This window comes from Bradyrhizobium mercantei, assembly GCF_001982635.1.
Taxonomy (GTDB): Bacteria; Pseudomonadota; Alphaproteobacteria; order Rhizobiales; family Xanthobacteraceae; genus Bradyrhizobium; species Bradyrhizobium mercantei.
Window position 1 is genome coordinate 380533 of sequence record NZ_MKFI01000004.1, and the last position, 21948, is coordinate 402480.

General features: G+C 65.2%; 19 protein-coding genes. 2 read left to right on the forward strand and 17 right to left on the reverse strand.

What is annotated here, in order from left to right:
• Positions 1-44: 44 nt before the first annotated feature.
• The 5 genes from BI327_RS19955 to BI327_RS19975 form a co-directional block, all read right to left on the reverse strand.
• A complete protein-coding gene (locus BI327_RS19955) occupies positions 45-1328 on the reverse strand; it encodes a DUF445 domain-containing protein (RefSeq protein ID WP_076862502.1) in 1284 nt (427 codons plus the stop codon).
• Positions 1329-1649: 321 nt separating this feature from the next.
• Positions 1650-2126 carry a phasin gene (locus BI327_RS19960; protein WP_074130326.1) on the reverse strand — a complete coding sequence of 159 codons (477 nt, stop codon included), beginning with the start codon at positions 2124-2126 and terminating at the stop codon, positions 1650-1652.
• A gap of 181 nt (positions 2127-2307) precedes the next feature.
• Positions 2308-2904, reverse strand: coding sequence for a GNAT family N-acetyltransferase (locus BI327_RS19965; RefSeq protein ID WP_076862503.1), 597 nt, complete (start codon positions 2902-2904; stop codon positions 2308-2310).
• Positions 2901-3983, reverse strand: coding sequence for a PHA/PHB synthase family protein (locus tag BI327_RS19970; RefSeq protein WP_076862504.1), 1083 nt, complete (start codon positions 3981-3983; stop codon positions 2901-2903). The genes BI327_RS19965 and BI327_RS19970 overlap by 4 nt, the downstream gene beginning before the upstream one ends.
• Positions 3980-4363 carry a hypothetical protein gene (locus BI327_RS19975; RefSeq protein WP_076862505.1) on the reverse strand — a complete coding sequence of 128 codons (384 nt, stop codon included), beginning with the start codon at positions 4361-4363 and terminating at the stop codon, positions 3980-3982. Before BI327_RS19975 ends, BI327_RS19970 begins: the two co-directional genes overlap by 4 nt.
• A gap of 170 nt (positions 4364-4533) precedes the next feature.
• Between BI327_RS19975 and BI327_RS19980 the strand changes: the two genes are divergently transcribed.
• The gene (locus BI327_RS19980; protein WP_089025538.1) at positions 4534-5460 is read left to right on the forward strand and encodes an alpha/beta fold hydrolase; all 927 of its coding nucleotides are present in this window, start codon (positions 4534-4536) and stop codon (positions 5458-5460) included.
• 250 nt (positions 5461-5710) lie between these two features.
• On the opposite strand, the gene BI327_RS19990 is transcribed toward BI327_RS19980, so the two are convergent.
• Complete coding sequence (locus tag BI327_RS19990; protein ID WP_076862506.1) at positions 5711-6820, reverse strand: HlyD family secretion protein; 1110 nt, start codon at positions 6818-6820, stop codon at positions 5711-5713.
• A 425-nt stretch (positions 6821-7245) separates the two neighbouring features.
• On the opposite strand from BI327_RS19990, the gene BI327_RS19995 reads away from it, so the two are divergent.
• A complete protein-coding gene (locus tag BI327_RS19995; RefSeq protein ID WP_394329874.1) occupies positions 7246-7641 on the forward strand; it encodes a nuclear transport factor 2 family protein in 396 nt (131 codons plus the stop codon).
• 168 nt (positions 7642-7809) lie between these two features.
• Here BI327_RS19995 and BI327_RS20000 read toward each other — a convergent pair whose 3' ends face one another.
• The 11 genes from BI327_RS20000 to BI327_RS20050 form a co-directional block, all read right to left on the reverse strand.
• Positions 7810-8904 carry a branched-chain amino acid ABC transporter permease gene (locus BI327_RS20000; RefSeq protein WP_089025539.1) on the reverse strand — a complete coding sequence of 365 codons (1095 nt, stop codon included), beginning with the start codon at positions 8902-8904 and terminating at the stop codon, positions 7810-7812.
• Positions 8901-9767, reverse strand: coding sequence for a branched-chain amino acid ABC transporter permease (locus BI327_RS20005; protein WP_076862508.1), 867 nt, complete (start codon positions 9765-9767; stop codon positions 8901-8903). The genes BI327_RS20000 and BI327_RS20005 overlap by 4 nt, the downstream gene beginning before the upstream one ends.
• 7 nt (positions 9768-9774) lie before the next feature.
• Positions 9775-10479, reverse strand: a complete 705-nt coding sequence (locus BI327_RS20010; RefSeq protein WP_076862509.1) for an ABC transporter ATP-binding protein — start codon at positions 10477-10479, stop codon at positions 9775-9777.
• Positions 10476-11189, reverse strand: coding sequence for an ABC transporter ATP-binding protein (locus BI327_RS20015; RefSeq protein ID WP_076862510.1), 714 nt, complete (start codon positions 11187-11189; stop codon positions 10476-10478). Before BI327_RS20015 ends, BI327_RS20010 begins: the two co-directional genes overlap by 4 nt.
• A 75-nt stretch (positions 11190-11264) precedes the next feature.
• On the reverse strand, positions 11265-12590 hold the full coding sequence (locus tag BI327_RS20020) for an ABC transporter substrate-binding protein (RefSeq protein ID WP_394329869.1): 1326 nt from the start codon (positions 12588-12590) through the stop codon (positions 11265-11267).
• Positions 12591-12672: 82 nt separating this feature from the next.
• Positions 12673-14457: an FAD-dependent oxidoreductase gene (locus tag BI327_RS20025; protein WP_076863086.1), complete on the reverse strand. Its 1785-nt coding sequence runs from the start codon at positions 14455-14457 to the stop codon at positions 12673-12675.
• A gap of 35 nt (positions 14458-14492) precedes the next feature.
• Complete coding sequence (locus BI327_RS20030; protein ID WP_076862511.1) at positions 14493-15395, reverse strand: intradiol ring-cleavage dioxygenase; 903 nt, start codon at positions 15393-15395, stop codon at positions 14493-14495.
• Between the two features lie 25 nt (positions 15396-15420).
• The gene (locus BI327_RS20035; protein WP_083742160.1) at positions 15421-16545 is read right to left on the reverse strand and encodes a maleylacetate reductase; all 1125 of its coding nucleotides are present in this window, start codon (positions 16543-16545) and stop codon (positions 15421-15423) included.
• Positions 16546-16722: 177 nt separating this feature from the next.
• Positions 16723-17586 carry a helix-turn-helix domain-containing protein gene (locus BI327_RS20040; protein ID WP_159450475.1) on the reverse strand — a complete coding sequence of 288 codons (864 nt, stop codon included), beginning with the start codon at positions 17584-17586 and terminating at the stop codon, positions 16723-16725.
• Between the two features lie 141 nt (positions 17587-17727).
• The gene (locus tag BI327_RS20045; protein WP_076862513.1) at positions 17728-18402 is read right to left on the reverse strand and encodes a spermidine synthase; all 675 of its coding nucleotides are present in this window, start codon (positions 18400-18402) and stop codon (positions 17728-17730) included.
• A 237-nt stretch (positions 18403-18639) separates the two neighbouring features.
• On the reverse strand, positions 18640-21873 hold the full coding sequence (locus BI327_RS20050) for a bifunctional cytochrome P450/NADPH--P450 reductase (protein ID WP_076862514.1): 3234 nt from the start codon (positions 21871-21873) through the stop codon (positions 18640-18642).
• Between the last annotated feature and the right edge of the window lie 75 nt (positions 21874-21948).

The following is a 21948-nucleotide window of genomic DNA, read 5'->3' on the forward strand; positions in this document are numbered from 1 at the left end:
AGATCACACTTGTCACAACTATTGTGACCTCCGTGCCCAATCGGTCACAGCAGCCGCAGCACGTATTCCAGCGTGTAAAGCGCGAGCCCGGCAAGCCCGCCGATCAGCGAGCCGTTGAAGCGGATGTATTGCAGGTCCTTGCCGACATTGACCTCGATCAGCGAGATCAACTGCTCCATGTCCCAGCTCTTCATCTGGTCGGCGATGAAGCTCGAGACGCCGCTCTTCTGCTCGGCGACGACCGAGCGCAGGATCGCGACCAGGCCCTGGTTGATCTCGGCGCGCAACTCGGCGTCGCCGTCGAGCGCGTCGCCGGCCTCGACGAACATTCGCGCCAGCTGATGCTGCAGCACCTGCGACTCGCCCGAGGCGCTGCGCTCGATGAAATCCTTGACGTTGGCCCAGATGGTGCGCCCGAGATTGGCGAGCTCCGGCCGCGCCATCAGATCGCGCTTGAGCCCGTCGATGCGATCGGCGAAGGCCCTGTCGCTGCCGAGCCGGTCGACAAAGGACAGCAGCATGCGATCGAACTCGCCGCGGAACGGATGCTGCGGATCGTTGCGCACCTCCTCGAAGAATTTCGTGGCCGAGGCGATGATCCGGTTCACCACGAACTTGTCGGCACGATAGAGCCTGAGCAGCGTCGGCATCTCCGCGCGGACCTTGTCGCGGATCACGGCCATGGTCTCCTGCTGCGTCAGCGTCTGGTGCAGCACGCGCAGGATGTCGTCGAGCAGGCCGCCGTGCTTGCCCTCCTGCACGAAACCGCGCAGCGCACCGGCCGCGAGCGGCGCGAGGTCGATCGAGAGCACCTGCGTCGTGACGCGGCGGCTGATGAACTGCATCAACCCCGAGCTCTCGGTCGCGGCAAACGCTTCGGGCAGCATCCGCAGCACGAAGCGCGCGAGATCCTCCGAGCGCTTGCGGTCGCGCAGCCAGTCGGCGATGAACGAGCCGAAATCGATCTCGCGCAGCTTGGCCTCGACCGGCCCGGATTCCAGGAAATTGTTCTCGATGAATTCGCCGAGCTTCTCGGCGATGCGCTCCTGATTGCTCTGGATGATCGCGGTGTGCGGGATCGGCAAGCCCAGCGGCCGCTTGAACAGCGCGACGACGGCATACCAATCGGCGAGCCCGCCGATGGTCGCGGCCTCGGCGAAGGCCGCAATGAATCCGAACACCGGATGCACCGGCAGCAGCGCCTTCGCTGCGATGAAGATGATCAGGGTTGCCGCCAGCACGCCGGTCGCCAGCCACTTCACGCGCCGCAATTCGGCTGCGCGTTCGGCATCGACGGGCGTTGCGATGAGGGCGGCGGGAAGGGTCATGGGGACTTCGAATGTACGCTAGTTTGCGTCCGCTCGCACCTCCAGCGACAAAGGCGAAGCCTTTGCGCGGCAGTGACGGAATTGACTTACTCAGCTTGCTCAGTGTCATCACCCGCGCATGCGGGTGATCCGGTATTCCAGAGACAGCAGTGATTGAGCCGATAGGCCGCGGCGTACTGGGTCGCCCGGTCAAGCCGGGCGACGACAACAGTGGATGAGGCCAAAGCTCCACATCCACTCAGGATGACGACCGTGAGGCAAAAAAGAAGGCCCGCAAAATGGCGGGCCTTCGAAAAGGGCAGTCGGTCAGTGCAAGCGCGATCAGGCGGTCTTGCCGTAGACCTTGGCGAAGTTGTCCTGCGCGGTCTTCGCACCGTCGGTGACGAGCTTGCCGAGATATTCGGTGGTGGCCTTCGCCCGCGAGACGAACAGTTCGCCACGCGCACGGACCATGTCCGACTGGATCTGGGCAGCTTCGCTCAGCGACTTGGCGGAAGCGAGCTTGTCGATGCCGGCGAAGAACGCCTCGGCGTCCTGGTAGATCGCCTGCTGGATGTTGCGGCTGATCTTGGCGGCCTCGGTCACCGAACCGGCAACGGCGGTCTCGATCACGTTGGTCACCTTCTCGGAGCCGGCATACGCGTCGGCAGCGCGGGTCTTGGCAGCCTCGGCCTGCTTCTTCACGAACTCACGGGCGGCTTCCGGAACTTCCAGGTTCTGGAGCTTGGTGAACGCCTCGGTGACGGGCGCGAAGGCTTCCTTGACGCTGTTCAGCACGGAATTGGTTTCGGTGGTCATTGGGGTCTCTCCATCCTCAGGTTTGAGCTATGGGCTCACCCCGTCCGGATTGGCCCGGGGCAACGGTGTTATGACACACCCCATGGTGCGCCGCAACATCGATGTTGCAGCGCGATATCACGAACTCGTGAATAGCATGAATAACCGGCAGATTGCCCGCGGAACCGGCAGCTAGAGGTATTTAACCACCACCAACCGCCCCGGGTAGCCCGTAGGCCTCCATCTGCGCCCGAACCTGCGCCACATTGTGCCCGAGCACGACGATGTCGTGGGTCTTGCCCTCGACGTCGCGGACATGGTCGCGCAGCAGGGCCTCCGCCTTGAAGCCGAGGCTTTCGAACAGCGCGATCGCCGCCCGCTGGTCCACCGTCATCTGCACCGAGAACTTCTCCAGCCCCGCACCAAGGGCAATCGCGAACGTCTCCTGCGACAGCGCCCGCCCGACGCCCTGCCCCCGCACATCGAGCGATACCACCATCCGGATCTCGCCGACATGCGGCGACCAGGAGTGCGGATCGCGCACCAAGGTGCCGCAGCCGACCACCTTGCCGTCCTTGACCGCGAGCAGGCTCGTGATGTCGCCGCGCTCGATCTCGTTGATCCAGGCCGACAGCACCTTCGGCTGGCTGATGTTGCGCGGCAGGAACAGCAGATCATGCGTCGGCAGCTTCTGTGCGAAGGCCAGCACCGCGGCCTCGTCGGCCCGCTTCATCAGCCGAAATTCGATGTCGCCCGCCTCGGTCTTGACGTGGCGCGGATAGGAACGTTGTTCGGTCATGTCGATCTCTTGCTCAACCAGGAGTCCAGTTTCGGCCACAGCCGCTTGATTGCATTGGCGCCGGCGACCAGCGAGACGTGACCGCCCTTCAGCATCACCTCCTCCTTGTCCTCGGAGCCGATCTTGGTGATCAGGTGCTTTGCCGCGTCATACGGCACGATGTGGTCGTGCTCGGCGACCGCGTGCAGGATCGGCACCTTGATGTCGGCGAGCTTGGCCGCGCGGCCGCCGACCGTCATGGTGTCGTTGTAGAGCTTGTTGTCCCACATCAGGTCCTTGGTGATGGCGCGGAAATATTCGCCGGCGAGCGGCAGCGTGTCGGTCGCCCAGCGGTCGAACATCCGGTACGACTTCACGAACTCGTCGTTCCAGATGTTGTCCCAGAGCTGGATCTGGCCGACGACGCGCGCGGCCGGCCGCAGCATGTCGAACGATTGCAGGATCAGTTCGGGCGGCATGTTGCCGGTGCTGTCGATCAGCCGGTCGACGTCGAAATAGCGGCGGTCGGCGAAGTTCGAGAACAGCTTCATCTCGCGGAAGTCGATCGGCGTGGTGAAGCAGATCAAATTCTTCATCGGCCCGTCGTTGAAGATCGAGCCATAGAGCAGCGACAGCACGCCACCGAAGCAATAGCCGATGACGGAGACGTCCTTCTCACCGGAGTCCTGCTGCACGCGGCGGACCGACTCCGGAATGAAGTCGAGGACGTAGTCCTCCATGCGCAGCGATTTTTCTTCGGGCTTCGGCGCGGTCCAGTCCAGCATGTAGACGTCGAAGCCGCGCTTGAGCAGGAACTCGATGAAGCTCTGCCCGGGCACCAGATCGAGGATGTAGCCGCGGTTGGTGGTCGCCATCACGATCAGCACCGGCACGCGATAGACTTCACTGGCCTGCGGCCGGTAATGATAGAGGTTCATGGTGCCGCGCGAATACAGCACGTCCTTCGGTGTCTCGCCGAGCGTGGGACCGGAGCTCGAGAAATACTCGACGCCCTTGATGCTGCGCTGGATCGCGCGCTGCACCTCGGACTGCACCCGCTCGGAGATCGAGGCGAAATCAAACGGCGTGGGAGCATTCATTTGCTGCCTCCCTCCGCCGGCGGCTGTCTGGTGCGCGGCGGCCTGGGCGTCGCGCCGTGGCCGTCGTCCGGCGCCAGCGAATTGTGATGCACCTGCTGCAACAGCGTCTTGATCTCGTTGAGCTGGTTCTCCATCGATTGCAGGCGCTCGGCCATACCGACGAGCTGGGCGCGGCTCGGCAGGTTCATCGCGAGCAGATATTTCTCCATCAGCTCGCCGAGCTGCTTCTGCGCGCCGGCCGCGACGCCGCCCGCCTGGTTCATCACCTTGGAAAATTCCGGCGAGCTCATCAGCTGGCTGCCGAAGGAGTTGAACCCCTTCTCCATCTCGCCAATCATCGTCTGCCAGATCACGGCAGGGTCGTTGCCCTTGTCGGCCATGCGGCGCTCCTCCTCACCAATTCCGGCGCTTGCCGCGCTTCGACTTGTTTGTGCCATACGACACTGTTGCCGCTGATCGGTCAACAGCGCGACGCGACCCGCGGCGCCAACGCTCTTCTGCGCTGCGTCAATCCGTGGCATAGAGATCCTGACCGCGACACCAGCAGGGGATGCCCGTGACCACGCTCGCCCATCAGCCGCCGCAGCTCGCCCGCGCCAATGGCATCGACATCTGCTACGAGGTCTTTGGCGACGCGAATGCCGAGCCGCTGCTGCTGATCATGGGCCTCGGCGCCCAGATGATTCATTGGGACGACGAGTTCTGCCGCCAGCTCGCCGCGCGCGGCTTTCGGGTGATCCGATTCGACAACAGGGACATCGGCAAGTCCACCCGGATGAGCGGCGGCAAGCGGCTGAGCGCGCTCGAACTGCTCAAGCTGCGCTTCCTGAAGATCCCGGTCGCGGCGCCCTACAAGCTCGCCGACATGGCCCGGGACACGATCGGGCTGATGGACACGCTCGGCATCCGCAAGGCGCATCTGGTCGGCGCCTCGATGGGCGGCATGATCGCGCAGGAGGTTGCGATCACCTTTCCCGAGCGCGTGCTCTCGCTGACCTCGATCATGTCGACCACCGGCAATCCGAAGATCCCCGGGCCGACCCGCGAGGCAACCGCGGTGCTGATGGCGCCGCCGCCAAAGAGCAAGGAAGAGTATTTCGTCCGCTTCGGGCAGACCTGGAAGGTGTTGCGCAACGGCTCATTCCCCGAAGACGAGGCGCTCGATCCCGAGCGCGCGCGGCGCACCTTTGAGCGCGGCCTCAATCCGGAAGGCGTCGGCCGCCAGCTGCGCGCGATCCTCGCCTCCGGTAGCCGCAAGGAGCGCCTGCGCAGCGTCAAGGCACCGACGCTGGTGATCCACGGCACCATCGATCCGCTGGTGCATCCCGAAGGCGGCAAGGACACCGCGGCCTCGATCCCGGGCGCGAAGCTGCTGATGGTCGAGGGCATGGGCCATGCGCTGCCGATCCCGATGTGGCACGAGATCATCGACGCCATCGACAAGCACGCGCATGGCGCGGCGGCGAAGGCGGCGTGAGGCTAGAGCGTTTTCGAGCGAAGTGGATACCGGTCGGTTCGCGTCGATCCAGCCCTTGAGGAGACGACGATCGCTTACTCAAGGAACGCCCTGCGGCTTGTTCGGCAGCATCGGCTTGATGGCAATCCATTCACGATCGGCAAGTTCGCAGCGCATGTCTCGAGCGCTCAGTTTGGGAATTTGAACCACAGGCGTCCGGCCAAGCTCAACGCTCCTGACCCGCCCCACCAGACGCGCTTGGGACGAGCGGCTATAGATAGGCCGTGTAGGAGTTGACCCATACCAGGATAGAGGCGAGCAGCCCGATCACACCGGCGTTGCTGGCAAAGGCGGTGGCGGTGCCGGACATGCCCAAGCGTAGCGCATCACGATTGATCCCGTCGGGGATCGATATCTCCGCCGGATAGATCGTCGCACCGCCTAATGCATTGGTGCGGGCGAGCGTACCCGACACCGCGATCTGTCCCTGGCCGATACCCTTCGGAATGGCCATGATCTTCGCGTGGTAGATGCGACCTGGCAGGTTGTCGAACACGATGTCGACCGGGGCGCCTTCCTTGATGGTCTGAAATCCGTTTTGCGAGAACATGCCGACCAGGGCGATCTCCTTCTCGACAATGAACGACATCGCCGAGCGCGCCTGCAACGCCCGGTCGCCGACCGTCAGGGCAACGACGGTGACATAGCCGTCGGCAGGTGCGCGAACGGACGTCTGCGACAATTCCCAGTTTGCGTTCTCAAGTTGCGCCTGAAGTTGCGCGACCGACGTGTTGACACCACCGATCTCGGAATCCAGCGCAAGCTTGGCGCTCTGCTGGGCCGCTCTGGCCGCACCGAGCTGCGCCGACACAGTCTCGTACTGAACCTGCTTGTCCTGCGCCTGGAATCTCGTGTTGGCATCATCGGCGGCGAGCGCCTCAATGTCGGCGAGACGCTTTCTGTTGTAGGCGGCTTGTGCAGCAAGTCCCGCCACATTCGCTGTCGCTTGCTCGTAGTTCGATTTCAGGATTTCGGTCTGTTGTTTTGCCGCCGCAAGCGAGGCCTGCAACTGGTTGACCTTGTACTGAAACGGCGCCGGGTCGATCTCAAACAGCACGTCGTCCTTCTTCACCGGCACGTTCGGCTTGACTGGAATTGCGACAATTTGTCCTGTCACGTTCGGCGTCACTTCCACGACGCGACCGGTCACCGTCAGGCGGCCGGAGGGCGTGAGATAATTAAAAAGCGCGAGAAATATCGCGAGAATGAATCCGCCGATCAGTAGCGAGATCGTCCCCGACAACCATCCCCACCGTACGAGCCTGAACTTCGAGAATATGAGCCACATCGCAAGGATATAGAGACACAACACAATAAGCATGGCTTGGCTTCCATTTTTGCCCCACGCTACCTTTTTTCCGTGAAGGTAGTCGAAGCATCACCATCTAAAGCCTAGATTGCACGTTTTCGCCCTCTATTTCCAGCGACCGAAACGAGGGTAATGGCGCCGACAACTGCGCATGTCGGCTATCGGCCTATCGCGTCATTTGCTGCGGTTGCACAAAGCAGCCATTATCGAAGCGAAGCGGATATGCAAAAGAATCTGTGATTACGCACCCTAGTATCTCCCGGTAACCATGTGAGCCGGGAGTGCGTTCTTTCGGGCAAGGCATGGAGGCTGTAGAGAGCGCGGTGCGCCGCGCGAACTTGCGCGTCATCAGCCTCGGGAGTCACCAGATGAAGTCCTTTCTCCGGCCGCGGACAGCCGTCGCCGCTCTCCTCCTCGCGCTCGCGTCTTCGTCCGCGATGGCCGCGACCAGCGAGGCGCAGCAGGAAGCCAACCGCAAGGCGGTGCTGGCGTTTTACGACAAGGGGCTGAACCAGAAGGACGCCGACGCGGCGCTCGCCTATGTCGGCAACCGCTATGTGCAACACAATCCCGGCGCGGCCGACGGCCCGGAAGGCTTCCGCAAGTTCATCGGCTTCCTGCGCGAGAAGTTTCCGAACTCGCACAGCGAGATCAAGCGCTCCTTCGTCGACGGCGACTACGTGATCCTGCACGTCCACGCGGTGCGCGAGCCCGGCACCCGCGGCAATGCGATCGTCGACATCTTCAAGCTCGAGGACGGCAAGATCGTCGAGCATTGGGACGTGGTGCAGCCGATCCCGGAAAGTCCGGCGAACGGCAATACGATGTTCTGAGGTTCACCTCTCCCTTGGGAGAGGTCGGCGCGTAGCGCCGGGTGAGGGGTCACGGTCTCTCGTTGGAGCTAAAGTCCCCTCACCCGATTTGCTTCGCAAATCGACCTCTCCCCAATGGGGAGAGGTGAAGCGAGCACTTAGCCCACGCGATTCGATCTTCGTCATGCGCTACCGGCTGCGGCCCAACCAGCGCTGCGTGGGGAAGAGCTGCAACTGCCAGCGGCGGGCCGCCGCGCCCCACACGCCTCTCGGCATGAACAGCATGATCAGGATGGCGAGCGTGCCGAGCACGACCAGATACAGACTGCCGTACTGGGCGAGATAGGTCACGAGCCCCCACAAGAGGAGCACGCCGACCATCGGACCTTCGATCGTGCGCACGCCACCGATCACGACGATGAAGATCACGTACGCAGTCCAGTCGGTGACGCTGAAGGCGGCGTCCGGCGAGATGCGCGCCTTCTGCAGATAAACCACCGCGCCGACCATGCCGGTGGCGAAGGCGACCGCGATCCAGAGCAGATGGCGGATCCGCGCGGTGCGGACGCCGACGCTGCGCGCCGCCGCCGCATTGTCGCGGCTGGCCGCCAGCGCAAGGCCATGGCGCGAGCGCATGAAGGCGTAGGTGCCGAGCGTGACCAGCACGGCAAGCAATAGCGCGAGCCAGTAGACCAGCACGTCGCGCGCCGCCGCCGGACGCAGGCCGAGCAACGCCTGCACCGCCTTCAGCCCGAACATCTGCGACAATTCGCTCGGCGAGATCGACATCCCGGTGCCGCCGCCGAGCGATTTGAACTGGGCGCAGATCAGCCGCAGCGCTTCAGCGGCGACCCAGCTGCCGATCGCGAAATATGGCCCTTCCAGCCGGAACAGCAGCGGCCCAAGCACCGCCGCGACCAACGCCGCGAACAACCCCGCCAGCGGGATCGCCGCGACGGGATCGAGCCCGGCCGTCACGATGCCGGCAAACAGCGCATAGGCGCCGAGCCCGACAAAGGCCTGCTGCCCGACCGACACCAGCCCGCCCCATCCAGCCAGCACGTTCCAGAGCTGCGCCAGCGTCAGCATGGTGAGGACGAAGATCAGGTCCTGGATCAGGTTGCGCGATGCGATCGCAGGCAGCGCGGCCAACGCCACGACCAGCACGATGCCCGCCACCGCCGCAACGCGCGAGAGGCGCGTGCCGACCCGGATTTGCCACACCGGCAGATCTGCCGGCCGCTGCTCCCGGCTTGCCGGAATGGTGATGCTTTCTACGCTCATGTCCGCCTCGCCGGGAACAGACCGCGCGGCCGCACCATCAGCACGGCAAGGAAGGTGAGATGGCCGGCCAGGATCTGCCACTCCGGATTGATCCGCCCGCCGATCGCCTGCGCGAGCCCGAGCACGATGCCGCCGGCCAGCGTGCCCCACAGGCTGCCGAGCCCGCCGATGATCACGGCCTCGAACGCATAGAGCAGCCGCGCCGGGCCGATCGACGGATCGAAACTGGCGCGGATGCCGAACACGACAGCGGCGATCACCGAGACCGCGAGCGAGAGCCCGACCGCGATGGCGTAGACGTTGCGCTCGTTGACCCCCATCAATTGCGCGATCGCGGGATTGTCGGCGGTGGCGCGGAAGGCACGGCCGAGCGAGGTGCGATAGAAGATGAGCTGAAGCAGCGCGACGGCGGCGATCGCGGTCACCAGCGCCGTGAGCGGCGCGAGGCCGACGCTCAGGCCAGGCGCCAGCGTCACCGACGAGGATTCGAAGGCGCCGGCCTGCAGCCGGCGGCTGTCCGCGCCGTAGCCGAGCAGCAGCCCGTTCTGGATCACGATCGACAGGCCGAAGGTGACGAGCAGCGGCGGCAGGATGTCGTCGCCGAGCACGCGCTCCAGCACCAGCCGCTGCAGCACGAAGCCGAGCACGAACATGACAGCGACCACCAGCAGCGATGCGGCCGCAAGCGGCAGGCCGAGCGCGGTGCTGGCGCTGAGCACGAGATAGGCCGCAAGCAGGATCAGGTCGCCATGCGCCAGATTGACCAGGCGCATGATGCCGAAGATCAGCGACAGGCCGAGCGCGAACAGCGCATAGACGCCGCCGAGCAGCACGCCTTCGATGATGGTGTCGAATCCGCTCATCGCTCCCTCATGCTCCGAAATAGGCCGCGCGGATCGTGTCCTGATCCACATCCTTTGGCCGCCCGCTCAGCGTCACCCGGCCCTCCTGCAGGCAGTAGAACCGATCCGCGGCGCGCAGCGCGCGGGCGATGTCCTGCTCGACCAGCACCACCGCGGTGCCGCCGGCACGGATCTGCGGCAGCATGCGGTAGATGTCCTCGACCACGATCGGCGCGAGGCCGAGGCTGATCTCGTCGCACAGCAAGACCTGTGGGTTCGACATCAGCGCGCGGCCGATCGCCACCATCTGCTGCTGGCCGCCCGACAGTGCCGTGACGGCACCGCGCCGCCGCTCCTTGAGCACCGGAAACATCCGGTAGACCGCGGCGAGGTCCCACGGCGCGCTGCGTTCGCCGCCATAGGCACCGACCAGGAGATTCTCCTCGACGCTGAGCGAGGGAAACAGCTGGCGACCTTCGGGGACCAGCGCGAGGCCGAGCCGCACGATGCGGGCGGCGGATGCATCGCCGATCGCCCGTCCGCCGAGGCGGATGGCGTCGGGGCGATTGCGGACGAGTCCAGCCAGCGACTTCAGCATGGTCGACTTGCCGGCACCGTTGGCGCCGATCACCGCGACAGCCTCGCCCTGATCGAGCTCGAAGTCGATGCCGAACAGCGCCTGGAAGTCGCCATAGAACGCATCGAGCGCAGAGACATTGAGCAGCGCGGTCATGCCGGCACTCCCATATAGATGGTCTCGACCTCGCGCGAGCGCATCACCTCGGCGGGCGCGCCCTGCGCCACCACCTTGCCGAAGTTCAGCACGACCAGCCGCTGCACCACCGCGAGCAGCGCGTGCACCACGTGCTCGATCCAGATGATGCCGACACCTTCGGCGTGGATGGTTCTGATCGTCTCGACCAGTTCATGGCATTCGGCATCGGTGAGGCCGCCTGCGATCTCGTCGAGCAGCAGCGTGCGCGGCCTGGTGGCGAGCGCCCGCGCGAGCTCCAGGCGCTTGCGATCGAGCAGCGGCAGGCTGCCGGCAAGCCGGTTGGCCTTGGCTTCGAGGCCGGTCAGGTCAAGCATGCGGCCGCAATGCTGGATGGCATCGGCCTCCGAGAGGCCGCCGCCGAACAGGGCCGCCACCGCGAGGTTCTCGAACACCGAGAGATGGTCGAACGGCTGCGGAATCTGGAATGAGCGCCCGATCCCTGCACGACAGCGCGCTTCGGGAGAGAGGCCCGTGATGTCGACGCCATCGAGGACGATGCGACCGGCGTCCGGCCGCAGCAGCCCGGTGACCAGGTTGAACAGCGTCGACTTGCCGGCGCCGTTCGGACCGATCACGCCGAGCGCCTCGCCGGACGCAAGGCTCAGGTCGATGGCATCGGCGACCACGATGGCGCCGAACCTCTTCGAGACGGAATGGAGTTCGAGCATATCAGCTCACCGCATGGATTGGTTTGACGGAGATGCACAGACGTGCCGCGCATCTCCGATGAACAATGGAACGCGCTAGCTCAGCGCCTGCATGTCGCCGCCGAGCGGGATCTGCGGCGCCAGCTTGTTGTCGGTGATCACCATGTCGTATTTGTCGACGTTGAGCCGCCATTGCCCGCCGACCAGCGGCGTCTTCGCAATGTTCTTTGCCGCGAACGGCGGCACCGCGCTGGAGCCGAACGCGACCTGGCCCACGATCGTATCGAGCTTGGTAGAGCCGATCGCCTTCGCCAGCGCCGCGCCGTCGCTCGGATCGCCGGAGCGCTTGATCGCATCGACCGCAACCTCGAACAGCGAATGCACGAAGCCGATCGGCTGGGTCCATTGCTTGCCGGAGGCCAGCTCATAGCCCTTGGCGAGATCGGCTGCGCTGACGCCGCTGAGGCTCGATCTGTAGGGATGCGTCGGCGTCCACCACACCTCGGTCGAGATGTTGTTGCCGCCCTTGCCGAGCGCCTGCACCGAGGCCGGGAACAGCAACGCCTTGGCGACCGACACGACTTTCGGCTTCAGCCCCTTCTGCCGCGACTGGTTCCAGAAGGTGGTGAAGTCGGGCGGGATGATCACGCCGGTGATGATCTCGGCATCGGCGCCACGGAACGCCGCGATCTGCGAAGAGAAATCGTCGGTGAGATTCTGGAAGCGGCCGGGGTCGGTGAGCTTGAAGCCCTGCTTGGCCATCACGGGCGGGAAGCCGATCGTGGTGTCGCCCCAGGCGTTGCCGTCGGCATCGTTCGGAAACAGCGCGCCGACCGATTTGTTGGTCGCGACCTGGCTCCACATGCTGGTGAAGACGCCGATCACGTCCTCGAGTCCCCAGAAATAGTGGAAGGTGTAGTCGAACGGCTTCCAGCTCTTGGGGTCGCCGGGGTTGGCCTGCCGGCCGATGAAGTTGGTCTGCCACGGCGCGACGGAGGAGATGCACGGCACCTGCTCGAGCTCGCACTGCGTCGCCACCGGATTGTTGGTCTCGGGCGTGGCGCCGACCACGATCAGGCTGACATTGTCGCGGGTGATCAGTTCCTTGGCGACTTCAGCGGCACGGTTCGGGTTCGACTGGCTATCCTTGGTCACGACCTCGACCGGATAGGTCTGCGATCCGACCTTGACGCCATCCTTGATGAACTTGCGGAATTCGCCGAGCACGAAATCGTCGGCCTCGGCGAAGGCCGCGAGCGGCCCGCTCTTAGGCGAGACATAGCCGATCCTGATCGGCTTGCTGGCGGCGCGCACCGCCGGCGCGAACAGCGTCGTCGTGCCTGCTGCGGCGAAGCCACCGGCGATGCCTTGCAGCACGCGGCGGCGATCGAAAGACATCGTGTTCAAATGGTCCTTGCGCATTTTCCCCTCCTTGAGGCAAGCCGGTTGCAGGCCGGCGGCCGTTTCATTTCGTTCTGAAAAAGTATTGCCGGCGCCGCCCGCTTCACGCGGCGGCGACGGACTTTGCTTGCGCGCTGCGACCGAGGATCCGGCCAAATACATCCAGCAGCACACCGCTGGCGTCAGCCGCCGCCTCCCCGGCGCGCCAGGCGACATACATGTCGGGACGCACCAGCACACAGCCGTCCTCGTCGACCTCGCTCTGGCGATACCAGTCGGCATAGATGTCGAGCGCATCGCAGCCCTGCGGACCGATCGTCACGACGTCGACCGGCAGGCCATAGGCCTTCTCGACCGCGGCCGCGGCCGTCTTCCAGCCGTCGCCACCGATCCCGGTGAGCAGCGTGAAGCGGCCCTTGCCGGTGAGATCGAGCGTCGATTTGCGCTCGCCTTGATGCTCGACCCAGACATGCGGCAGATGCGCGCCGGGCCAGGTGGTGGCCTGATAATAGAGCTCGTGATCCCTGGTGAAGGCCGGCATCGGCGTGCCATCCGAGACCACGGCGGCCGAGCCGTAGCGCTGGTTCAGCTCTACGCCGTGGCAGTTGAACTCGTAGCTCTTGTTGGCGATCGCCTCATAGAGTTTCCTGCGGCGTGCCTTGCCTTCGGCGGTCGGCGCCTTGCGTGCGGCGATCGCCTTGCGTGCCTCGGCCGGATCGGTCGAGGCGACGAGGCCCACTGCCTCGAAGATCGGCGGGAAGTCGCCGATGCTCTTGTTGGCGCGGGTCACGATCTGCTTCCCGACCGGCTGCCGTTCGGCCGAATAGGTTTCGAGCAACGACGGCGCCGCATGGCGCTCGAGTACCAGCTTCAGCTTCCAGCACAGATTGAAGGAGTCCTGGATCGAGGTGTTGGAGCCGAGGCCATTGGTCGGCGGATGGCGATGCACGGCGTCGCCGACGCAGAACACGCGGCCCGACGAATAGTGGCCGGCATACATCTCGTTCACGGTCCAGGTCGAGGTCGAGCGGACCTTGACCTCGAGCGTCTCGTCGCCGACGAGATTGCGCACGATCGAGATCGCCTCGTCGTTGCTGAGCTTGCGCTCGCCCTGCTCGATGTCGTAGCCCCAGATGATCAGCCATTCGTTCCACGGCCGCACCATGCGGATCAGGCCGGCGCCGATGCCGCCGATCTCGGCGCCCGGCTGCAGCACCCAGTACAGCACGCTCGGCCGGTGCGCGACGTATTTGCTTAAGTCCGCCTGCACGATGATGTTCATGCTGCCGGCGCGGCCCATCTGGCCCTCCATCGGCAGTCCGATCACTTCGGCGACCCGGCTGCGGCCGCCGTCGGCGCCGATCAGATATTTGGCGCGGATCTGATAGGTCTCGCCGGACAGGCGGTCCTTCACCGTCGCGGTGACGCCGTCGGCATCCTGCACCAGGTCCACGAATTCGGTGTTGAAGCACAGCGAGGTGCCGCGCTGGCCGGCAGCCTCGATCAGGATCGGCTCGAGGAAATTCTGCGGCAGGTCGCAGATCCGGGTGGGGCTCGCGAGATCGTAATCGGCCTTGCGCGAGGGATGGTTGCCCCAGGAATAGAGCCGGCCGAATTCCTCGCCGGCGAGGCTCTCGCAGAACACGTTGTTGGCCATCAGATGCTGCGGCACCGCCTGCGCGACCGCCTTGTCCTCGAGACCGAGATCGCGCAGCACCTCCATCGCACGCTGGTTGGTGATGTGGGCACGCGGCGTGTCGGCGAGCCAGCCGTATTTCGTCACCATGATGTGCTTGACGCCGTACATGCCGAGCAGCGCCGCCGCTGTCGCGCCGGCCGGGCCGCTGCCGACGACAAGCACGTCGGTCTCAACAGGTTTGCTGGTCATGGTCCTCTCCTTGGTCGTCTTGTTGGTTGTGATCGTCATTCCGCGGCCATCATCGGCTTCGGCACCAGGCCTGCGCCGGGCTTCATCTGGAAGTCGTAGGTCATCAGGTGCCACGGGCCGGACACGCGCTCGCCGTTCGGCAGCGCCGGTTCGTTCTTCGGCGCGACGCGCGCGATGAGTTCGTCCTTGACGCCGAACACCACGTCGCTGCGCAGATATTCGTCGCCATCGAGGAAGACGTGGGTGATCAGCGGCTCGTAGCCCGCGGCCTTGACCAGGAAGTGCACATGCGCCGGCCGCATCGGATGGCGCTTCGTAGCGGTGATGAGATCGCCGACCGGACCGTCGGTCGGGATCGGATAGCTGCACGGCAGGATGGTGCGGAAGGAAAAGCGGCCGTCGGCGTCGGTGACGAAGCGCGCGCGCAGCGACGGGCCGTGCGCGGCATAATCGGCTTTCTGCGAATCGTAGAAGCCGTCGTCGTCGGCGTGCCAGACGTCGATCTCGGCGCCGGCGAGCGGCTTGCCGGCAAGGTCGGTGACACGGCTCTGCACGAACATCGGCTCACCGTCGATCCCTTCGGAGATGTTGGCGCCATGCGGCGTGACGCGGTGCTCGCCGACATAGAACGGGCCGAGCACCGTGGTCTCGGTGGCGCCTTCGCGCTCGCGGTGATTGACCGCATCGACCAGCATCGAGACGCCGAGCACGTCGGAGAGCAGGATGAACTCCTGGCGCAGCGGCGTGCAGGTCTGGCCGGTGCGGGTCAGGAATTCGATCGCCTGATTCCATTCCTCGAAGGTGAGTTCGGTGCGACGCACCAGATCGTGCAACGACTTGACCGTCTCCTCGATCAGGAACTTGAGCCGCTTGTTCGGCGTATTGGCGAAGCTGCGGATCACCTCGTCGGTGAGATCATGCTCGTTGAAATTGGCCATCGTGTTGTCCCTTGATCTTGAGATGTCAGTGCTGCGCGGGCGCGTCGCCGCGCCAGGCGGCCGCGATCAGGTCCTGGATCGCGACGCGCTCCACAGGTCTTGGATTGGCATAGGGGCTGCGCACCGCCATCTCGGCGGCGCGTGCGATGCCGTCCTCGGGCATGCCGATGTCGGCCAGGCGGCGCGGCAGGGCGAGCCCGCGGGCAAGGTTGAACAGCCCTTGCGGGGCATCCGTCGTGCGCAATGCGCGCGCAACTCGCGTCATCGCGTCGGGCGCCGCGACGGCGTTGTAGGCGGCCGCGTGCGGCAGCACGATCGCATGGGTTTCGGCGTGCGGCAGGTCGAACATGCCGCCCAGCACATGGCAGAGCTTGTGGTGCAGCGACATCCCGACCGCGCCGAGGCAGACGCCGCACAGCCAGGCGCCATAAAGCGCATCGCGGCGTGCTCCGGCATCGGCCGGCGCATCCATGATGCGCGGCAGCGCGCGGGCGAGCGCGGCAATGCCGTCCTCCGCCATCAGCGAGGTCAGCGGATTGGCGTCGGGCGCATAAAGTGCCTCGACGGCGTGGGCGATCGCATTCAGGCCACTGGCGGCGGAGACATGCGGCGGCAGGCTGACGGTGAGATCGACGTCGTAGATGACGGCGTCCGGCACCAGATCCTGGGAATGCTGCGTGGTCTTGATGCCGTTGGTGGTTTCGCCGAGGATCGGCGTCATCTCCGAGCCGGCATAAGTGGTCGGCATTGCGATATGCGGCAGCCCGGTGCGCAGCGATAGCGCCTTGCCGAGCCCGACCGTGGAGCCGCCACCGATCGCGACCAGCCCGTCGATGTCCTTGGATTCGACGATGCCAAGCGCCTGGTTGGTGACCTCGACCGGCGTATGCATCCGCGCACCGGCGAACAGGCCTGCAAGCCGGTCGCCGAGGCCGGCACCGATCCGTTGCCCGAGATCCTGCTGCTCGGGGGTTGTGAGCACCAGCGCCCGCTTGATGCCGAGGCGCTCGGTCTCTTCGCCAAGCCGCGCCGAGGTGCCGACGCCGAACACCACGCGATATTGCTGCGAGCAATACGCAAACGTGCCGCGGCCGGCATCTCCCGCCGCCACGACGGGCGAACGTGGTGCATCGGGCGCTACGATGCTCATGATGTTTCTCCCAGGCCGGCGGACCGGCAAATTTTCGCTTTGTTGGGAGAAAGCTAGCGGCAGGCGCCGGCCGCCGGCCTGCACGAAACCGGAGAGAATCTGCACAAAACCGGAAAAATCGTCAGGCGAGATGCGGCGGGCATCGCCCTCGCCGATCCCGGCAACCGGCCGCTGCGCCTAGTGGCTGCGCCGGTACCTGCCCGGCGTCACGCCGGTGAAGCGGCGGAACATCCGCGTAAAATGTTCCTGGTGCGAGAAGCCGCAGGCCAACGCGATGTCGGCCAGGCTCTGCGTCTCGTCGGCGAGCAGCGCCCTGGCGCGCTCGATGCGCAGGTTGAGCACATATTGATAGGGCGAGACGCCGCTGGTCGCCTTGAACAGGCGCACGAAATATTCGGTGCTGCGGCCGCACAGCTCCGCCAGCTGGTCGAGCCGGATATCGGTATCGAGATTGGCATCGACGAATTCGCGGATGCGCGCCATCTGCCGGTTGCTCAGCAAGTTCGGATGCTTGCCGGCCTCCACGCTCGGCTTGTGGAAATTGATCGCGACAAAGCGGTTGGCGATCGCCTGCGCGATCGGATCGACGAACAGCGACGAGGCCGGCAGGCCGCCGGTGATGGTGTCGCCGATCGCCGCGGCGAGATGCTCCAGCACCGCATCCTGATCGCCGAGCATCGGCGCGAGCCCACCGATCAGGCTGGGGGCGCCGTCCCGGCCCGCGAACAGGTCGGAGCGCAGATAGATGTGGGTGGATTCCAGCGCTTCATGCAGGACCACGTTGCAGGTGTGCCCCGCCGGCAGGAAGAACACGCCGCCGCGCGGGATGTGCCGGGCAACCGACTTGCCGTCCATCACATAGGTGATGTCGACCGGGCCGCCCCGGTGCAGCACCATCAGATTGTCCGATAGCGCGTGGAAATGCCCGTCAAACGGCCGCTCGCGTTGCACCGAGGCGAACGCCGACGACCAGCCGAGTCCTTCGCTCGAGCCGCGGAAATCCGCCTGGAAACGGTTCAGGATCCCGTGCGTCTCCTGCACCCCAAAATTCGACGTCGCCTGCATCCGACAGACCAAGGGCTCGAGGCTTCGGTTGCTGTCGAGTGAAACCCAACAGCCCCCGATTTTCAATACATCGAACCGGAGGAGCCCACCTTGCTGCGCCGCAATAGCGGCGCCGGGCTATTCCTTGACCGCGATCCAGATCACGTGGCGGACGCCGCGGCCGCGGCCGGTGGCGCGGACGGCGATCTCGTTGACCGCGAACCCGGCCCGGGACAGCGATTTCGGGAACTTGGCATTCGGACCCGACGACCAGACCGCGAGCACGCCGCCGCGCCGCAACCCGGTGTGGGCGAGCTTGAGGCCGGAGACATCGTAGAGCGCGTCATTGGCCTTGCGGGTCAGGCCTTCGGGGCCGTTATCGACATCGAGGAGAATGGCATCGAAGGTGCGCGGGTGGCGCTCGATGACGCCGGCAACATCCTCCTCGTGGATGCTCACGCGCGGATCGCTCAGGCTGTCGCCGAAGATCTCGGCCATCGGGCCCCGCGCCCAGGCAACCACCGCCGGCACCAGCTCGGCCACCGTGATTGTCGCCTCGGAGCCGAGCACTTTGAGCGCCGCCCGTAGCGTAAAGCCCATGCCGAGGCCGCCGATCAGAAAATGCGGCCGTGCGACCGTCTCGATCTTCTTCGCCGCCAGCGTCGCCAGCGCCTCTTCCGAGCCCGACAGGCGGCTGTTCATCAGCTCGTTGGTGCCGAGCATGATCGAGAATTCGCGGCCGCGTCGCATCAGGCGCAATTCACCTTCGGTGCCGGGAATCCGCGCGGTGTCGATCTTTTCCCATGGAATCATGCGGCGGCTTGTAACATGGCCGGCACCTTTGCCGAAGGCGTGAGCCTAGAATCGATTCGACGACGCACGGCTTCACCTCTCCCCATCGGGGAGAGGTCGATTTGCGCAGCAAATCGGGTGAGGGGCCGCAGCTCCAACGAGGGACTGTAACCCCTCACCCGGCGCTACGCGCCGACCTCTCCCAAGGGAGAGGTGAACCTCCGCCGTCGATCCAGTTCAACGTCATCTCATCACGCTTTAGCCGCCGGCCCAGACGTCGAGCACGTAGCGATTCCCCGTGCCCATCTCCTCGATCCAGCGCGCGGCGGCGTCAGCATCAGTGCCGGTGCGTTCGCGATAGATCGACATCAGGGTCGCCTTGACGTCGGGCTCCATCTTGCCGCCGTCGCCGCAGACATAGACGATCGCGCCTTTCTGGATCAGCTCCCAGACCCGGTCCTTCTGCGCGGCGACGAGGTGCTGCACATAGGTCTTCGGGCCATCGGCGCGCGAGAAGGCGGTGTGGAGCTCACTGATGCCGTCGGTTGCGAACGCCTTCAGCTCATTCGCGTAGATGAAGTCCTGTTCGGGATGGCGGCAGCCGAAGAACAGCATCGCGGGCCCCAGCGTGGCGCCCTGCGCCTTGCGCGCGGCGCGCTCCTGCAGGAAGCCGCGGAACGGGGCTAAGCCCGTGCCCGGCCCGATCATGATGATCGGCACCGTGTTGTCGTCGGGCAGGCGGAAGCCGGCCTTGGTTTCCTTGATGGTGGCATGGACGGTGTCGCCGGCGCGGCGGCGCGCCAGATAGTTCGAGCAGACGCCCTTGTAGATGCCGCGGCCTGAGCTCGCGGGCGCCTCGACGACACCGACGGTGACGCTGCAACGCTGCGCCTCTCCCGCCGGCGACGACGAGATCGAATAATAGCGCGGTGCCAAGAGCGACAGCATTTCAAGATAGAGGTGAAACGGCAGCTCGCAGGCCGGATGTTCCTCGAGCAGGTCGAACACCGATTTGCGCCTGGCCAGCACCTCGGTGCGATAGCGCTCGGCCGAGGCGTCGTCGTCGCCGACATAGGCCGTCAGCTTCGGCTTGGTCATCGGGCAGCGGGTGTGCTCGGCCATGATCTGAATCTGCTTGCGGGTCGCAACCTGCTGCAGCTCGACGAATTCGGTGAGCAGCCGCCCGACCGACACGGCGTTGCCGACCGGCAATTGCGCGCGGCGGCCTTCGGAGACCTGCAAACGGATCTGGTCGGCCGGCAGGAAGCCGAATCGGCGCGCGACGGAATCGACCAGGGTCGGGTCGTTGCGCGGCACCACGCTGAGATGATCGCCGACGCGGTATCTGAGATTGGCGGGCAGCTCGACCTCGATGTGCCGGGTCGAGCGCTCCGACGGTTGCGCGCCATCCTTGGTCTGCAGCTCGTCGTTGGCGAGCACCTTCATCGGCACCGCGCCGCCTTGCGTCACGATGGTGTTGACCGCGCCCTGCGCCACCGGCTCGATCGCGTAGAGCGGCTCGTCCTCGGCGGTGCGGGTGAAATTCCAGTCGATGCCGAATTCCTTGGTCGCGACCTTGGCCGCCTCCGGGAACCATTTCTGGAACTGGCCGTCGAGATCGCTGCGCGCATCGCCCTCGCCGCGCGGATAGACCGCGCGCGCACCATGCTTGGTCAATTGCTCGTCGATGAAGCGCGGCACCGACTGGTAGGTCGCCGCCCAATCACTGTTGCCGCAGCCGAACACCGCGTAGCGCACCTTGGCGAAGGCATCCTTCGGCAGGTCGCTGTCGAGCCATTTGACGAATTGCGTCGCATTGTCGGGCGCCGCGCCATTGTAGGAGGCGCAGATGATCAGCACGCCGCCCTCCTCCGGCAGCTTGCCGACATAGTCGTCCAGCGGGCCAAGCCGCGTCGCAAAGCCGTTGATCTCCGACAGATCGGCCATGCGGGTCGCGAGCTCCTCGGCAGAGCCGAGGTTGGAGCCGTAGAGCACCAGCATCGGCGTGTTGTGGCCGGGCCGCGTGGTGGGTGCGCGCGGGGCCTTCGGCGCGGCCGCAAACGCGCCCGTGCTGCCGGCGAACGCGCCGCGATCCCTGTCGTCGCGCGGCCGCACCTTGATCCTGAAGCCGTCGGGCTTGACGGTCAGTGTCTCCTTCAGATGCATCTGGTAGCGATGCACGTCGAGCAGCTTGAAGCGTTGCAGGATCATCCCGATCGCGAGCGCGGCCTCGTGCATGGCAAAGCCGCGGCCGATGCAGGCGCGCTGGCCGTTGCCGAACGGCTTCCAGGCGTTGATCGGACGCTTGGCCTCGGCCTCGCGGCTGAAATTCTCGGGATCGAACACGTCGGGGTTCGGCCCCCAGACAGCGGGATCGCGATGCAGCGCCATCACCAGGATGGTGATGAAGGTGTTCTTCTTGAGCTTGTACTTGCCGCCGATCATCTCGTCGTTGAGCGGCGCGATGCCGTAAGCCGGCGCCGGCGGCCACAGCCGCAGCGCCTCCTTCAGGCATTGGGTGATGTAGGTGAGCTGCGTCACCTGCTGATAGGTCGGCCGCGCATCGACGTCGGGCCCGAGGACGCGATCGACTTCCTCATAGGCCTTCTTCAGCACCTCGGGATGCTTCAGCAGCGCATAGATCGTGCACGACAGCAGGCCGGAGGTGGTCTCGTGGCCGGCGATCAGGAAGGTGTTGATCTGGTAGCGGATGTTGACGTCGTCGAGCTGCTCGCCGGTTGAGCGGTCGACGCCGGTCATCATCGCCGCCAGCATGTCCTTCTTGTCGTCGGTCACGTCGGTGTTGCCGCGCCGCTCGGCGATGATCTCGTCGACCATCTTGTTCATGAAGGCGACGTCGTCGGCCAGCATCTTGCGCCGCTTCTGCATCCACAGACCCTCGAGCGGCAGGCCGCGGGTCATCATGATGGTCTCGAGCGAGCGCACCAGCGATTCCACGAACGGATGGTAGTCGCGCCGGTAGAACGAATTGAAGCGATAGTCGAAGCCGCACAGCCCGATGGTGTCGAGGGTCAGCGCCGTCATGTCGTGGACGACCTCGATCTCCTCATCGGCGTTGAGGCGCTCCCACTTCTTGACCAGTTGCTCGGCGATATCGACCATGCTCGGGTGGTACGACTGCATGGCGCGGTTGCCGAACGGCTGCATCAGGATGTTGTGCGCCTTGCTCCAGTTCGGCTCCCTGGTGTCGGCGGTGAACAGCCCGTCGCCGCCGACCGCGCGCACCCGGCGCAGCGAACCGCGCACCGCCTTGTCGAAGCGCTTCTCGTCGGAGAGCTCCTCGACCAGGTCGTGACCTGACACGATCACGATCGGCGCGCCCATCATGTCGAGCCAGAAGATCGGGCCGAGCTCCTTGGAGAGCTTGACCAGATGCTGCACCGGCGCGGTCGAATCCAGCGACAGCATGTTGCCGACCACCGGCTTCGTCGGCGGATGCGGGATCGGACTCAGTCTGTTGCCGGACGCCATGTTGGAAATGCCCCCTTGTCTTTCCACCCGTCATTGCGAGGAGCGAAGCGACGAAGCAATCCATCTCTCCTCACA